This is a genomic window from Roseimaritima sediminicola (assembly GCF_009618275.1).
Taxonomy (GTDB): domain Bacteria; phylum Planctomycetota; class Planctomycetia; order Pirellulales; family Pirellulaceae; genus Roseimaritima; species Roseimaritima sediminicola.
The window spans coordinates 54,362-68,736 of record NZ_WIAD01000002.1 but is presented as its reverse complement, the minus strand read 5'-3'; the positions used below and the strand labels follow the sequence as shown (position 1 = coordinate 68,736).

At 62.8% G+C, this 14,375-nt stretch carries 11 protein-coding genes; 5 read left to right on the top strand and 6 right to left on the bottom strand.

The window, feature by feature from the left end; genetic code table 11:
- Nucleotides 1-33 precede the first annotated feature (33 nt).
- Together GE027_RS01935 and GE027_RS01930 are read right to left on the bottom strand one after the other, a co-directional pair.
- Nucleotides 34-1,122, bottom strand: a complete 1,089-nt coding sequence (locus GE027_RS01935; protein ID WP_153555490.1) for a M42 family metallopeptidase — start codon at nucleotides 1,120-1,122, stop codon at nucleotides 34-36.
- Nucleotides 1,109-3,703, bottom strand: coding sequence for a redoxin domain-containing protein (locus tag GE027_RS01930; RefSeq protein ID WP_153555489.1), 2,595 nt, complete (start codon nucleotides 3,701-3,703; stop codon nucleotides 1,109-1,111). Before GE027_RS01930 ends, GE027_RS01935 begins: the two co-directional genes overlap by 14 nt.
- Nucleotides 3,704-4,152: 449 nt before the next feature.
- Between GE027_RS01930 and GE027_RS01925 the strand changes: the two genes are divergently transcribed.
- The gene (locus GE027_RS01925; RefSeq protein ID WP_153555488.1) at nucleotides 4,153-4,356 is read left to right on the top strand and encodes a cold-shock protein; all 204 of its coding nucleotides are present in this window, start codon (nucleotides 4,153-4,155) and stop codon (nucleotides 4,354-4,356) included.
- A 142-nt stretch (nucleotides 4,357-4,498) separates the two neighbouring features.
- Here the strand turns inward: GE027_RS01925 and GE027_RS01920 are convergent, their stop codons facing one another.
- The gene (locus GE027_RS01920; RefSeq protein WP_153555487.1) at nucleotides 4,499-4,957 is read right to left on the bottom strand and encodes a gamma-glutamylcyclotransferase family protein; all 459 of its coding nucleotides are present in this window, start codon (nucleotides 4,955-4,957) and stop codon (nucleotides 4,499-4,501) included.
- A 149-nt stretch (nucleotides 4,958-5,106) separates the two neighbouring features.
- Here GE027_RS01920 and GE027_RS01915 point away from each other — a divergent pair, with 149 nt between their 5' ends.
- On the top strand, nucleotides 5,107-6,600 hold the full coding sequence (locus tag GE027_RS01915; RefSeq protein WP_153555486.1) for an RtcB family protein: 1,494 nt from the start codon (nucleotides 5,107-5,109) through the stop codon (nucleotides 6,598-6,600).
- Nucleotides 6,601-6,669: 69 nt separating this feature from the next.
- Here GE027_RS01915 and GE027_RS01910 read toward each other — a convergent pair whose 3' ends face one another.
- Nucleotides 6,670-7,218: an MgtC/SapB family protein gene (locus GE027_RS01910; protein WP_153555485.1), complete on the bottom strand. Its 549-nt coding sequence runs from the start codon at nucleotides 7,216-7,218 to the stop codon at nucleotides 6,670-6,672.
- Nucleotides 7,219-7,579: 361 nt separating this feature from the next.
- Here GE027_RS01910 and gdhA point away from each other — a divergent pair, with 361 nt between their 5' ends.
- Nucleotides 7,580-8,929: an NADP-specific glutamate dehydrogenase gene (gene gdhA / locus GE027_RS01905; RefSeq protein WP_153555484.1), complete on the top strand. Its 1,350-nt coding sequence runs from the start codon at nucleotides 7,580-7,582 to the stop codon at nucleotides 8,927-8,929.
- A 59-nt stretch (nucleotides 8,930-8,988) separates the two neighbouring features.
- Here gdhA and GE027_RS01900 read toward each other — a convergent pair whose 3' ends face one another.
- Together GE027_RS01900 and GE027_RS01895 are read right to left on the bottom strand one after the other, a co-directional pair.
- Nucleotides 8,989-10,584, bottom strand: a complete 1,596-nt coding sequence (locus tag GE027_RS01900; protein WP_153555483.1) for a PQQ-binding-like beta-propeller repeat protein — start codon at nucleotides 10,582-10,584, stop codon at nucleotides 8,989-8,991.
- Nucleotides 10,585-10,739: 155 nt separating this feature from the next.
- The gene (locus tag GE027_RS01895; protein WP_153555482.1) at nucleotides 10,740-12,251 is read right to left on the bottom strand and encodes an arylsulfatase; all 1,512 of its coding nucleotides are present in this window, start codon (nucleotides 12,249-12,251) and stop codon (nucleotides 10,740-10,742) included.
- Nucleotides 12,252-12,479: 228 nt separating this feature from the next.
- On the opposite strand from GE027_RS01895, the gene GE027_RS01890 reads away from it, so the two are divergent.
- Both GE027_RS01890 and GE027_RS01885 read left to right on the top strand, forming a co-directional pair.
- Nucleotides 12,480-12,887: a hypothetical protein gene (locus GE027_RS01890; protein WP_153555481.1), complete on the top strand. Its 408-nt coding sequence runs from the start codon at nucleotides 12,480-12,482 to the stop codon at nucleotides 12,885-12,887.
- Nucleotides 12,888-13,456: 569 nt separating this feature from the next.
- Nucleotides 13,457-14,374: an inositol oxygenase family protein gene (locus GE027_RS01885; protein WP_153555480.1), complete on the top strand. Its 918-nt coding sequence runs from the start codon at nucleotides 13,457-13,459 to the stop codon at nucleotides 14,372-14,374.
- Nucleotide 14,375: the final 1 nt, after the last annotated feature.

Genomic DNA, 14,375 nt, shown 5'->3' with positions numbered 1-14,375 from the left:
CTCGGAGCAAAAGGAGGAGCGTCGGGACTCGGTCTACGAGTTTACCGGCACGCGAGGTGTAAAGTCGTCGTCGGAGGAGAGCGATTGCGCGAACCGGCTGAGTAGTTCGGCCGCGTGGTCGATGTCGGCGGTCGAGATCGTTTCCACCGCCGAGTGCATGTAACGGTTGGGGATCGCGACCAGCCCGGTCGCGACGCCCCCGCCATGGATTTGCAGGACGTTGGCGTCGTTGGGCGTGGCCCGGCCGACGGCCGCCAGTTGGTAGGGAATGTCATGCGCTTCGGCCAATTCGACCAAGCGGCGAACGACTTGCGGATTCATGTTCGGTCCCCGTACGATCACCGGACCGCCACCCAGCCGGATGTCGCCCTGTTGGTTCTTGTCGATCGTGGGACAGTCCGAGGCGTGCGTCACGTCCACCGCGATAGCCACGTCGGGGTTGATCGATCCGGCCGCCGTTTTCGCCCCTCGCAGGCCGATCTCTTCCTGAACGGTCGACACACTGTAAAGGTTACAGGCCAGTGGATCCGCTGCCGTGGCCGCCCGGCGGAAGGCTTCGATCACGGTCCACATGCCCGTGGTATTGTCCATGGCCGGGCCGGCCAGATGGTCGCCCAGCAGCGGACGGTGCCGCAGGTCCAGGGTGATTGGATCGCCGATCCGTACCGTCCGCCGGGCTTCGTCCTGGTCTGCCGCACCGATGTCCAGCCACAACTGTTCCAGCTGGACGACCTCTTTGCGCTCTTCGGGTTTCAGCAGATGAATCGGTTTGCGGCTGATCACGGCCGCCACCGGACCGTTGTCGGTCCAGATCGTCATCGCTTGTCCGACCAATTGCTGCGGGTCCCAGCCGCCGATCGTGTTGGCGTAGACGAATCCCGTTTCGTCGACGTAGGAAACCAACATACCGATCTGGTCGCAGTGGCCGGCATACATCAATCGCGGGCCGTCGCAGGAGGGACTGCGCGCGATCACGTTGCCATGGACGTCGGTGCGGACGTCGGCCGCATGCGGCGCGATGTACTCACGCACCACCGCTTGCACGCGTTCCTCGTACCCGGAGGGGCTGGGCGTGGACAAAGCGGCCATCAAGAACTGTCGAGCGGAATCATCGATCGTCATCTATTTCACTTCCTTGTGGAGTCTCGGGCGAGCCCTGGCTTTGCCCCAGCAACCGCTGGGCTTCGTCCAACAAAAAACCGGGCTGCATGAAGGGTTCGTAGCCGATGTCCTGCCAGCGAACGCGGCCTTCGCCATCGATCAAAAACGTGCCGTGCAAAGGCTGGTTCTCGAAATCGTCGAACGCGCGATACGCCTTGAAGGTTTGCAGGTCGGTGTCGGAGGTGATCGTAAAGGGCAACGGGTCCCCATCATATAACTCGACCCCCTGTTTCAGATCCTCTCGGCCCGCGCTGCTGACCGCCAGGATCTCGATGCCTGCCTGAGCGTATTTCTCGGCGTAGGGCGCAAAATCCTGCAGCTGTTCGGCACAGTGCAGACAACCGAATCCGAGGTAGAAGATCACCACCAGCGGACGACCGCGGTAGTCGTCCAAGGTGTGGACATCGCCCTGGGCGTCGACCAATTTCCAGGACGGTGCCGGGCTGGGTTGCCAGCGAAACGGGCCCAACGAGTCCAGTTCCGGTCGCTGGCCCAAGTCCTCACGCAGGCGGGCCGTCTGGCGCCAGTCGCCTTGGTAGCCCAGGCGGGCGGCGATCCGGTCCAGCCGCTGGAAGACCGGGGCCTGTAGATCGATCGACGACGAGATCTCGCGCAGCTGGTCGAAGCTTTCTCGGGCGGCCGACCAGTCGCCGCTGTGGTAATGCAGTTCGGTCAGATAGGCCAGCGGCAGCACCTCGTTCTTGTTGCGTTTGACTTCCTTCTCGGCCGCTTCGATCGCGGCGGCCGGATCCCCGCTCATCAACCGTGCGCGAGCGACCAACAGCGGGCTGACGTTGCGACCCGCTTTCTCCAGATGCGGCAGGGCGGCGTCGTAGTCATCCCGAGCCAGATGTTGGAACGCTTCGACCTGGGCGAGCGCTTTTTCCAGATTGCCGATCGGCGTCTTGAACGGTTTGCCGGCATCGCCGCGAGCTTTCTCGAGTTTTTTCTTCTGTTCCGCCGTCAACGCGGCTCCGTCCACCTTCGCGTCCGCTTCGGTCTCCTTCGCGTCCGCTTCGGTCTCCTTCGCGTCCGCTTCGGCGTCGGTCTCCGCTGGAGCAAAACCTGCTCGGGTTTTGGCTTCGGCTTGCTCCACGGCTTCGTCCCGTTCGGCTTGCTTGTCGCCCAGCCGCTGCCGCAGGTCTTCCAGGATGGTTCGTCCACCGGCGGCGTCGCCGGTCATGAAGCGGGCGGAACCGAGCAGACGCAGGCGGTCGACTTGTTCTTTCTCTCGGTCGGTGGGTTCGAGGTACGGCTGGGTGCACAGCTCCACCGCTTCGTCCCACAATTCGTACTGGTTCAGCACTTCGGTCAACCGCAGGCGGCCGTAGTAGGCGCTGCCGCGTTTATCCAGGGTGTTGTATTTGGGATGCTGGGGCAATTCGATCATGTTCTTGGCCAGATCCACCGCATCACGGACGCGGCCGACGTGGACCAGATTGCGGATCAACCACTCGTTGTTGTGCGCAAAGTTGTGGATCTGATCGGGCAGCACGCGATCGCGCATCATGTGGGCGTGGTCGACGCGGGCGGAGGCTTCCTGTTGCCAAACGGCGTCGTCGTAGCGTTTCAGGCGGGAATAGATGTGGCCGGGCATGTGCCACATGTGGGCGATCGCTGGCGCCGACTCGCCGCACAGCGCTGCCGAGCGCAGGGCCAGTTCGGGTTTCTTGTGATCCCAGTGATGGATGCGGAAGTGATGCGCGGGATGCAGCGGTTGGGCGGCAAAGATTCGGTCCATCAACGCATCGACCGCCAGGTAGCTGGGGTTGGGCAATTCGCCGCGGTTTTCGTACAGCTGTAGAGCCAACAGCGCGAGCGCTTCGACATCCTCGGGATACTCCAGCGCGATTCCCTCGAGCGCCTTGGTATACTTTTCGGCTCGCTGCTTTTTTTGTTCGGCGTCGAGCGACTTTTCGGCCGACTCGTCGTCGCCATCGCCTTCGGGTTTCGCCGCGTCTTCGGAGGCATCCTGTTTCTCGGCCACCGCGTCGCCCTTGGCGGGTTTGCGGCCGAAGTTCAGATAGGCGTCAAGGGCTTCGATATACATCTGCTCGCGCCGGCTGGCCGAGTCTTTCCGCGCGGTGGCTTCGGCGATAAAGCCGCGGGCACGTTCGGGCGCCTTGTGGGTGGCCAGGGCCGCTCCCCAGTAGGCGATCGCGCACTGCGGATCCAGCTGAGCCGCATGGCGGAAGGAGCGTTCGGCTTCCAGGTACCAGAACCCGTACAGCTGGCCGAGCCCCTGTTCGATAAAGGGACGCACCTGAGGATTGTCGCTGGTCACGGGGAAGGAAACTTCGCCGGTTCCGCCCATCAAATAGGCGGCTTGGCGGGGACCTTCGTTCAGGAATTCGCCGTGGTAGGAATGACCGGCCAGGATCTCGTCTTCGGCGTCGATCCGGTCGTCTTCCGTCGCCTGGTCGGTCGAGCGGTCCTGGGCTACCCCGGTCGCCGCGACCGATTGGTCGGCGGCCGCCGCCGGCGGAAGAGCAACGAACGATCCGGGCAACCAAACCAACACAAGAAAGACTCGAAAGTCCATGTGGCGTCATCCAGCGAGAGGAAGGAAGGAAAGGCGGGAGGTCGAGGAGTGGTCAAAGTAAGGCTGGATTGGGCAGATTGCAAGCGAAAGCCTCCGCGACGCCCCCGCTTTCCGGTGCCCCGGTGACCGGTTTGCCGGTCGATCCGGTCGGTTCGGCGAGGAAGAAGGCGGCGCTCGAAACGGGTTGGTCCGGCCGGTACAAACGTCGACATGTCGGCGAAGAAGCCTGGACAAGTGAGCCGAAAAGGCTCGAAACCGCGTTTTTTTTGCAAATGTTTGCCGATATTCTCGCTTGTCGACTCATTCTGCCGAGGGGATTCGGTATGGTGAGGGAGCGAAGGTAGCGAAGCGTCTCGGCGCGGGGCTACGTAGGCGGTGTGGGTCGGCCGGGAGCGTTTCCTGGGCGGGACTACCGCAAAACTGTTAGATAGAGTGATTGGACGAGAGAGATGGCAGAAGGCAAAATCAAGCGGCTGACGGACAAAGGTTTCGGATTCATTGCCACGGAATCCGGCACCGACATGTTCTTCCATTGTTCGAACTTGGAAGGCGTCAGCTACGAAGAGTTGCGCGAGGGGCAACGAGTGGAGTACAGCATCGGACAGGGGCCCAAGGGACCGCGAGCTGAGAATGTGCAGGTCCTGGAAGACTGATCCATAACGGCGGACGTGGACGGACCGGTCGCGGTCTGACACGCTGACCTTGCAACAGCACCAAGCGCAGGCTGCGTTTGGTGCTGATTTTTTTTGATAGACCCGCGGCCGGTGCGAGTACAGGGGGGGCGCAGACGTGCTGTCAGCCCACCGCAGCAAACCCGGCCAACATCCGCAGGTAGCTCGACGGTAGGCCGTGCTCGCGAGCTCCGGTCATCACATGATCGAAGTACCACGGCGCGGGAACCAGCGACGTGTCGATGGCCTGCGGCATGGCTTCGTACAAACGGGTGTGGAGCACTTTCTGGTTGGCCTGGACGCGGACCTCGACCAGGTCGTAGCCGCAGCCCAGCGATTCGCAGCGGTCCAGCGTTTCCTTTTCGGCCAGATCACAACGGTAGACGACGCCCCACAATAGGTCGGTAGGGTTTCCGGTAAAATAAGCGTCGGCCTTGGCGGTTCCGTCGCGGCCGCGTTTGTGGAACCGCAGGGCGCGGCCCCGGATGTAACCCACGGCGATCGGGATCGCGCTGGGACAGCGGGCGCGGAGACGGGCCGTGGAAAGATTCGAGCCGTACGCAAAGTGATCAAACGTGTTCATGGGAATACCCTACCAGAACCGCCGCTTGAGCTTCCATGCCCATTTGCGGTGAACTTGGTCGTGTGGGCCGCCGTCTAAGCCCACGCAGGGTCGGCCGCGGCGAGTGCTTCGGTGCCGACTGCGATTTGAATCCATCCAGAGAAATAAATATGTCCGCTGCGGTACCTACGAAGTTGATTCCCACCGGCGAAGCCACCGCGATCCTGCCAACCGGGTCGACGTCGCCGATCACGGTGATCGGAACGCCCAAAATCCGGGAGACCTTCGACGAGACCTGCTTGCAGCAGGCGATCAATTCGCGGCTGGCTCCCGGCGTGACGGACGTGGTGCTCAATCCCGACGCACACCTCGGCTACGGCGCGCCGGTGGGCTGTGTGATGGTCTCGCCCACGCACATCTATCCGGGGCCGGTGGGCGTGGACATCAAGTGTTCGATGAGTCTGTTGCAGTTGGACCTGCCGGAGGAGGCCGTGGAGGACCGCCGCACTCGCCGCGAGTTGATCTCGGCGATCTGTCAGCGTACGCCCACTGGCCCCGGACGCGGCCAGCGAACCGTCAAGAAGTCCCGCCCGGTGGACCGAGCGTTGGGGCAACAGGTCGTCGTCGAGGGAGCTAGCGAGGACGTGTGCCGGCAACTGGGGATTCCACCGGAGTGGGCCGAGCGCTGCGAGGACGCGGCCCATCGGGGACACGACGATACCCACGACGCATTGGCCCTGCGTTTGGAACGCTTGCTGGACGAGCACGCCCTGGCCAAGTTCACCGAGAAGGTCACCCAGCTGGGTTCTTACGGTGGCGGCAATCACTTTGGCGAATGCGAGGTGGTCGCGATCGAGGACGATCCGCGGGCTCGCAGCGTCGCCCAAACATTTGGGCTCCGCGATCGCCATGTGGCGTTCCTCTCGCACTGCGGATCCCGCGGGTTGGGCCATCAATTGGCTTCCGGCCAGTTCCGCGGCTTGCAGGACAAGTTTGCCCGCTGGCACATCCCATTGCCGGCGGGCGACCCGCAGTTGGTCTACGCGCCGTTGGGCAGTGACGAAGCCAACGCGTATTTGGATGACATGGCGCTGGCGGCGAACTTTGCCACGGTGAATCACCTGTTGATCAACGCCCTGGTCCTGGAAGCGTTTCAGGAGGTGATTCCCGGAACCACCGGATCGTTGGTGTACTTCATCAGCCACAACATCGCCCGCCGCGAAGTCATCGACCAACGGCCGGCGTGGGTGCACCGCAAGGGAGCCACGCGAGCCTATCCCGGTGGGCATCACGCCCTCCGCGACACGCCGTTTGCCCAGAGCGGCCACCCCATCTTGTTGCCGGGAAACCCACGGGACGGTTCGGCCGTGATGGTCGCCGACAAAGACGCTCGGCAGGCCTGCTACAGCGTCAACCACGGCGCGGGCCGCGTGCTCGGGCGGCGTCACGCCAAGCGGGTTCTGGATCAACAGGCGATCGATGCGGAACTGGACCAGCACGATATCCTGAGCAATTGTCGCCGCTACCCGATGGACGAAGCTCCCGCCGCTTACAAGGACTTCAACGAAGTGCTGCGTTCGGTGAAGGACGCCGGACTGGCCAGCGAAGTCGCTCGCCTTCGGGCTCGCTTCGTCATCAAGGACGCCAGCGCGGCCGACGACTGAGCGCCCCTCCAGCGGACGGTCGACGATCGCCCTGGCGCGCGCGCTCCGGCCCCCTCGCGGCACCGCCGCTCAACCCTCTCCGCCCGCGCTTTGCTGGACGCGTGCTTGATGTTCGCGTTGCCGCTGCAGCTCCGCGGCGGTAACTTCGTCCACCACGTCGTCGTCCCCCCGCTTGCCTTCGATGCGGTGCGACAGTTTGCCCAGCCCGATCAGCGTGATCATGGTGAAGGTCAGCGTGATCGCAGCCATCTCGTACCACCCGATTCCGCACACGATTCCGATGGCGCCGGAGAGCCAAACCGTGGCGGCCGTGGTCACTCCGCGAACCGAACGGCCCGACTGGATGATCGAACCGGCGCCCAAAAATCCGATCCCCCCGACGATCCCGGCGACCACGCGGATCGGATCGTAGTTGGCTTCCGGGTAACGTTCGACCAGCAGCAGAGCCGACATGGTAAAGACGCAGGACCCCAGTGCGACCAGCGTCTGCGTGCGCAAACCCGCGGCCCGGCCTCGCCGTTCGCGATTTAGGCCCAGCATCGCCCCGCAAACGATCGCTAACAGCGGTTTGACGAACATCCCGACGTCGAAGTTGAGGTTTTTGAGAATTTCCGACATGGGTGGATTCCTGGAAGCTTGGTCTGGCCAGCGGGTGCCCCGCTTGCCGAGGTTCGCATGAGGTTACAAACTCATGGGTTACCCGCAACAGTACGGGCCGCCCGCGTCCGTCTCAGGCTCCCGACCGTTCGGGCCGGTCGACACCCGTGCGGGCCGGTCGAAACCGTTCGGGCCGGTCGAAACCGTTCGGGCCGGTCGGCCGGGGGCGGCTGAGCATCTGGGGGACGGCTGCACCGAGTCGCCCGCGGTAGGCGGGCAGCAGTGGTTGATGATAGAAAACCGGCCGCCGCCGAGCGAGGCCGCCGACGAACGATCCTTTCCGAAAAGTAAACCTACGACGGAACAACTTGGACGCAACGACATGAGCGGATACGAGAGAGAGCTGGAACACTTCATGGACGGGCTGCGGAAGCTGAATCCGCATGAGGATGAGTTTCATCAGGCCGTGGAAGAAGTGGCGAGTTCCGTGATGCCGTGGTACCTGCAGCACGAGGACTTTCGCAAAGCTCAGATCCTGGAACGGTTGACCGAACCGGACCGGATCGTGATCTTTCGCGTCAGTTGGGAGACCGATCACGGCGAAATCCGAGCCAACCGAGCTTGGCGGGTGCAGTTCAACCACTCGCTCGGACCCTATAAGGGCGGCATGCGATTCGATCCTTCGGTGACGCAGAGCACGCTGAAGTTCCTGGCCTTTGAACAGATCTTCAAGAACAGTCTGACCGGCTTGCCCATGGGCGGTGCCAAGGGAGGCTCCAACTTCAACCCCAAGGGCAAGAGCGAACGTGAGGTGATGCGTTTCTGCCAGTCCTTGATGACCGAACTGCATCGCCACATCGGCGAAGACGTGGACGTACCGGCCGGTGACATCGGTGTCGGCGCCCGAGAGATCAGTTACCTGTTCGGTCAGTACATGCGGCTGGAAAACCGCTGGAGCGGCGTGTTGACCGGCAAGGGCTTGGCTTCCGGCGGCAGCGCCATCCGCACCGAAGCCACCGGGTACGGCTGTGTGTATTTCTGCGAACACGTGCTGAACGAACACGGCGAAGGCCTGGAGGGCAAACTGGTGTCGATCAGCGGCAGCGGCAACGTAGCCCTGTACGCCGCCCAGAAGGCCATGATCAAGCGGGCCAAGGTGGTCACGATGAGCGATTCGGCCGGATTCGTTTGGATCCCCGCCGGCATGCAGCAGGAGCACTGGGAATTCCTGAAAGATCTGAAGGAGAACCGCCGGGGGCGAATCGGTGAGATGGCCGACCGCTTTGATGGTGTCGACTACTACGATGGCAAAAAACCGTGGCACGTCGAATGCGACGTGGCCATGCCCTGCGCCACCCAGAATGAACTCGATGGCGAGGATGCCAAGGCGCTTGTCGGGCATGGTGTGCTGGCCGTGTGCGAAGGGGCCAATATGCCGACGACGCGTGAGGCCGCCGAGGTCTTTCGCAAACACGGCGTCCTGCACGTGCCCGGCAAAGCGTCCAATGCCGGGGGCGTCGCGGTCAGCGGCTTGGAACAGAGCCAGAATGCGATGCGGGTCAGTTGGTCGCGGGAAAAAGTCGATCACCGCTTGCAAGCCATCATGACCGAGATCCATGACCGCTGCGTCGAGTTCGGTAAACGCAACGGACGCGTCAATTACATGGACGGAGCCAACCTCGCGGGCTTTGAAAAGGTCGCCAAGGCGATGCTGGCCTACGGCGTGGTTTAAGCGATCCAGCGGATGGCTTGACTTCGCCTGCGCCGCGTCCTTTCTGTTTATGCAATACGTCAGCGCGCCTCGTCGCTTCGCAGTTGATAACAAAGCATCTGCGGGCCGTCGCGGAGGAACAATCGTCCGCCGGCGATCACCGGATGGGCCCAGGCCTTGCCGCCGCTGCGCTCGGGCTGCATAAACCGTCCCCGCTCGCGGTACTTTTTCGGCGAAGCTTCGACGAGCGCGACTTCGCCGTCTTCGCCGCGGACGTACAAGTGACCGTCGGCGTAGGAGATCGAACCCTTGCCGACGCAGCGGTCCTGCCAGCGGATCCGGCCGCTTTCCCAGTCGACGCACAGCAGTACGCTGTCGTTGGTGCCGTACAGATGCCCCTGGTGCAAAACAAATCCGCCGTGGTGGCTTTGCATCTTGTTGACGAAATACTTTTCCTGCACATTCCACTGCCGTCCGCGGCGCACGATCTCCGCTCGGCCTCCGCCGGTCCCATAGCCGCTGGCCGCAAACACGCTGCCGTCCTGGACCACGGGCGTCGAACAGTTGGCCGTGCCGTTGGCCGGTGCGTCGTAGTGCCACAGCGGCGAACCGTCCTTGGCGTTCGCGCCGACGACTCCGCCATGCAGGAAGGCGATCACGTGCCGCGTGCCGGCAAACGAACCCAACACACAGGACGCGTACCCGGCTTGGACGTAATCCTCGCTGGCTTGACCCAGGGCTGGTCCCACCGCACTGCTCCACACCAAGCGGCCGTTGTTCTTGTTCAACGCGACCAGCGTTTGCCGTGGGCCGCCCGGCGTGCAGATCAGATTGGTGCCATCGATCAACGGCGATTCGGCGTAATCCCAGTGACCTCGCTGGCCGCCGAAGTCCTGTTGCAGGTTGGCCGACCAGAGACGTTGTCCGCTGCTCCGCTGCACACTCACCAGCGTCCCGTCGCTGCCCAACGCAAATACTCGGTCGCCGTCCACCGTGGGCGTGCTTCGCGGACCCGGGTATCCGCCGCCACCGGCCTTCGCACCCAGCGGCGATTCCCACAACAGCCGACCATCGTCGACGGCCATCGCAAACAGGTACTCTCCCTCGTCCCGCGTGCCCAGAACATAAAGCACCGCTTCGACGACCGCCGGCGCGGAGTAGCCCTGACCCAGTCCATCGACCGACCACAACAGCGGTGGTCCCGCCTCGGGCCACCGCTGGAGCAATCCCGTGGCCGGGCTCTTGCCGTCACGCTGTGGACCTCGCCACTGCGGCCAGTGTTCGGCGGAAGCGGATGAGGCCCGCGCAGACGCGTCAGCGGTAGGCGTTTGGTCGGCATCGGCGGCGGCAGCGGACGGCGGAGCGGACGGCGGAGCGGTCGCAGCGGTTTGTCGCGTGCGTAGGTAACGCTGGTCGGCGGCCGACAGGCGATCCAGCGCGAACGTCACCTGTTTGCCCGAGTCTTCACGCTGCAGTCGCACGTGCGTCGCATTGGCCTGGATCACCTTCAGTCGTACGCCGCTGCGTTTACCATCCGCCGTCGTCCAGTACCGATACGGTGCGTCGGTTTGCTTCGCGGACAGCGACCCAGCGAAGGCTCCCCAGAGCAGGCACAGCAGCAGAAAGACCGTCCGGGGCGGCACCGCCTGGCGCCAAACGTGCGTCGAGAAAAGCATGGGGGCACTCACCGCGAAAAGGAAAAGAGAACTTGCTATGGTAACCGAAAGCAACAGGCCGCACGGGATGCACCGTCGCCGCGTGGCCAAAGGTCAAAGGTCAAAGGTCAAAGGTCAAAGGTCAAAGGTCAAAGGTAGAAGGTAGAAGGTAAAAATTATTCGCGGGTATCGGCGGGAGACAGTAACCCGTCCCGTTCAAGCAACGCCAACATCCCCGCGACCCGTTCGGGGTGCCGGGCGGACACGTCGGTTTCTTCCCCCAGATCTGTGTCCAGATCGTACAGTCGCCAGTCTTGCGCCACGTCGCGCTCTGGACGCTGTTTGCCCGCCTTGGATGACTTGGCTTTGCGGCCCGGTTTGGATTGGTTGCGATACTGGACCAGTTTCCAAGGTCCCTGACGCATACCCACCGCCGTGGCGCCTTCGCTGCTGGCCCAGTACAGATACTCGTGGGTGGCCTGTTGATCGGTGCGACCCAGCAAAGTGGGCACGTAGGAAATCCCGTCGATGTCGTCGGGCGGCGTCGCTCCGGCCAACTCGCACGCCGTGGGCAGAAAGTCCCAGGCGGCCGAAGGATGATCCGACTGGCGACCCGGAGCGATCGTTCCCGGCCAATAGGCTAGCAGCGGAACGCGGATGCCGCCGTCATGCATCGACCGTTTGTAGCCCTTCAGCGGTCCATTGGAATCAAAGAACTCATAGGTGTGCCCGGCCTCGTTGTGTGGTCCGTTGTCGGACGTGAAGAGGACCAGGGTGCGGCGATCGATCTGCAGCTCCGCCAGCAGATCCAGCATACGGCCGACATCGGTGTCCATCTTTTCGACCATCGCGGCGTAACCCTTCTCCGCTTCGGGCCAATCACGCTGGGCATAGCGACCCAGATCCGGGACCTCCATGCCGTTGCCCAGGACGCGTCCCGCTTCGTTGTTGGCATGGGGGATCGTCCAGTGCACGTGCAACAGGAAGGGTTCTTGGTGGGAATCGCGGATGAAGTCCAGGGCCGCATCGGTGATCACATCGTGGGAATAGGTCTGACGGACGACGCTGACCCGGCCTCGAGCTCGCGGGTTGTCTTGCATCAAGACGTTTCCGGCCAGCGGGACTCGCGTGCGGTTGCGCCACAGGAAAGTTGGATAGTAGTTGTGAGCATTGCTCTGGTTCAGATACCCGAACCAAAAATCGAAACCGTTGTTGTTGGGGTGGCCGGCGTTGTGAATGTCCGCAGCGGATTCCACATTGCCCAGCGCCCACTTGCCCACGCCGCCGGTCGCATAGCCGGCTTGCTGAAGGCGCCGCGCGACGGTCGCTTCGTTACCGCTCAGGTTCCGCGACCGATTGCCGATCAGGCCCGTGTGGCCCACATGTTTGCCGGTCCACAAGGACAATCGCGAGGGACGGCAAACCGTGTGTCCGGCGTAATGGTCGGTGAACCGAAGGCCCTCGCGAGCCATGCGATCGAGTCGCGGCGTGTGGATCATCTGTTGGCCGTAACAGCCAAGGTCTCCGTAACCCAGGTCGTCGGCCATGATATAGATGATGTTCGGTCGCTGCGGCGATGATTGCGGTTTCGCCGACGCCTGCGCCTGCGGCGAAGAAGACTGTGCGAAGGCCGGACCGACCGGCAGGATCGCAGCGAAAAAAAAGATGTTCAACAGTTGACGAATCATCGGTGCCCAGCGGGGGTAGCAAGGGAGAGGACGCTTAACGGGTCATCATTGTAACGAACCCCGAAGCGGCCCTCGCCAGGTGTGATCGTTCCGCGGGAAGCGAAGAGGCGGAACCACCCGCCGCAGAGCCGGCTCTCGGCACAGCGTTTGCACCTCTATACAAGCATACTCCGCGTGGTTCACGCCGACGCTTTTACCGTCTATCCGCCTGCTAGCGAGGATTTAGATATGTCTAATGACTGGTTGCAAAACGAATGGAACGATCTGTGCCGCCGTTTGGAAACGTGCGCCGAAAAGCATCTCGAGGAGGGAAAGGGAGGTGCGACCATCAAGTCGGATACCGAGCAGTTCTGCGGACAAGATCCTCCGGGGGACTATCCCGAACTGCTGCACCGCGTGCGGCAGGTGGCTCAACTGGCCGTCCGTTGGCGCGATGGGGACGACGTCAGCAGTGCTTCCGGTACCGCGGCCGCGGGTAACGAAGACCGCCCCGCCCAGCAGCCTGCGGGCCAACAGCCGACCGGCCAGCAACCCACCGGTGAAACCTTCGATCCGGCTCATGGCGTGGTCGATCAGGTCGACGAAGCCAGCAGTGAGTCCTTTCCGGCCAGCGACCCACCCGCCTTCACGCGGTGATTCTCGGCTGAGGACCGCCGAGCTACTCTGGACTTTCCTCGGGGAGGTCCAGCTGGATTCGCGGTACGTTCCATTTCGGGGCCCCGCTGACTCGTCGCCTGGTGCGTGTTCGGGGGCTCCATTTCTTACGGATCGCTTTGGCGCGTTTGCGGATCTCCTTCGGCGTCGGGCTCGGTACCCCTTTCTCCTGGTCGCCTTCGTCTGAAAAACCGTCAGGTCTGGCAATCATGCAGACTCTCCCTCCGTATATAGACGCTGCCACGCAAGGTTTGCGATCGCTGTTTTAGCCAGCACGCGGTGGCAGGATAAGAACGAATGCCGTTTGCAGTATTCGGCGTCGGTGGTACTACTAACGCAAGCCCCATGCCGCTTAGTAATAACCGCCGTCGCGACGTAGAGATCACCGCAAAACGCTGGTAAAATTTGTTTTCAGCGTGTTTCCCGCCCTCCGTGATCGGCGGCTGTCGGCGGGGCAAAATGCCTCGACGGGGCTAATTGCCCCCTGACGTGCTTCCCCGATGCGCTGTGCCCCCCTGACGTGCTGTGCCCCCCGATGAGGACCGTCAATCATGAACAAGGATGCTCGACCGCTGCGTGACTTGGACGAGTGGGAGGAGGATCTGCTCCGACGCTATCCCGACCCATCGGCCGCAGGTGATCGCCAAGCGGGTGAAGCGCCCGTGGCGGAGGCGATCGCAGCGGGCGGCGGGGGGAAACAGACCGGCGCGTTTCGCGACTACGGCGATTCTGCCCCCGCCCGGGTGAGGGACTTCTATCGTTTGAATCATCGCTACCAGACAGTCGATTTTGTGCGGCAGCAGCGTCGCAAGTACCTAGCTCTCGAACAACGTCGGATGAGCGTCTGGGAGGCGTTGGAGTTTCTCAACACGTTGGTCGATGAGAGCGATCCGGATACCGAACTATCGCAGATCGAACACCTCTTGCAGACCGCCGAAGCGATTCGGGCGGACGGCCATCCGCGGTGGTTCATTCTGACCGGATTGATTCACGATCTGGGCAAGATCCTGTGCCTGTTTGGCGAACCGCAGTGGGCCGTCGTGGGCGACACGTTTCCGGTGGGCTGTGCCTTCAGCGACCGAGTGGTATTTGCCGAGTTCTTTCGCGAAAACCCAGACTGGAACGACTCGCGTTACCGCAGTGAATGCGGGATCTATTCGCCGGCCGGCGGACTGGACCAGGTGCTGATGTCCTGGGGACACGACGAGTACTTGTACCACGTGGTTCGCGACCACCTACCCGACGAAGCTCTGTACATGATCCGCTACCACTCGTTCTACGCGGCCCACCGCGAAGGGGCCTATCGTCATTTGATGGACGAGCGTGACGAGCGGCTGTTTCGGTGGGTGCGAGCTTTCAATCCCTATGACCTGTATACCAAGAGTCACCGAGCGCCCGACGTGGCGGGCCTGCGCCCTTACTACCAGGAATTGATCGACGAGTTCTTTCCCCAGGAACTGTGTTGGTAGG

Excerpts from the sequence above, each read along its gene's own strand:
- GE027_RS01915 (WP_153555486.1), top strand. The coding sequence starts at position 5,107 with ATGTCCGCTGCGGTACCTACGAAGTTGATTCCCACCGGCGAAGCCACC.
- GE027_RS01935 (WP_153555490.1), bottom strand. The coding sequence starts at position 1,122 with ATGACGATCGATGATTCCGCTCGACAGTTCTTGATGGCCGCTTTGTCC.
- GE027_RS01900 (WP_153555483.1), bottom strand. The coding sequence starts at position 10,584 with ATGCTTTTCTCGACGCACGTTTGGCGCCAGGCGGTGCCGCCCCGGACG.
- gdhA (WP_153555484.1), top strand. The coding sequence starts at position 7,580 with ATGAGCGGATACGAGAGAGAGCTGGAACACTTCATGGACGGGCTGCGG.
- GE027_RS01890 (WP_153555481.1), top strand. The coding sequence starts at position 12,480 with ATGTCTAATGACTGGTTGCAAAACGAATGGAACGATCTGTGCCGCCGT.
- GE027_RS01925 (WP_153555488.1), top strand. The coding sequence starts at position 4,153 with ATGGCAGAAGGCAAAATCAAGCGGCTGACGGACAAAGGTTTCGGATTC.
- GE027_RS01930 (WP_153555489.1), bottom strand. The coding sequence starts at position 3,703 with ATGGACTTTCGAGTCTTTCTTGTGTTGGTTTGGTTGCCCGGATCGTTC.
- GE027_RS01885 (WP_153555480.1), top strand. The coding sequence starts at position 13,457 with ATGAACAAGGATGCTCGACCGCTGCGTGACTTGGACGAGTGGGAGGAG.
- GE027_RS01920 (WP_153555487.1), bottom strand. The coding sequence starts at position 4,957 with ATGAACACGTTTGATCACTTTGCGTACGGCTCGAATCTTTCCACGGCC.
- GE027_RS01895 (WP_153555482.1), bottom strand. The coding sequence starts at position 12,251 with ATGATTCGTCAACTGTTGAACATCTTTTTTTTCGCTGCGATCCTGCCG.
- GE027_RS01910 (WP_153555485.1), bottom strand. The coding sequence starts at position 7,218 with ATGTCGGAAATTCTCAAAAACCTCAACTTCGACGTCGGGATGTTCGTC.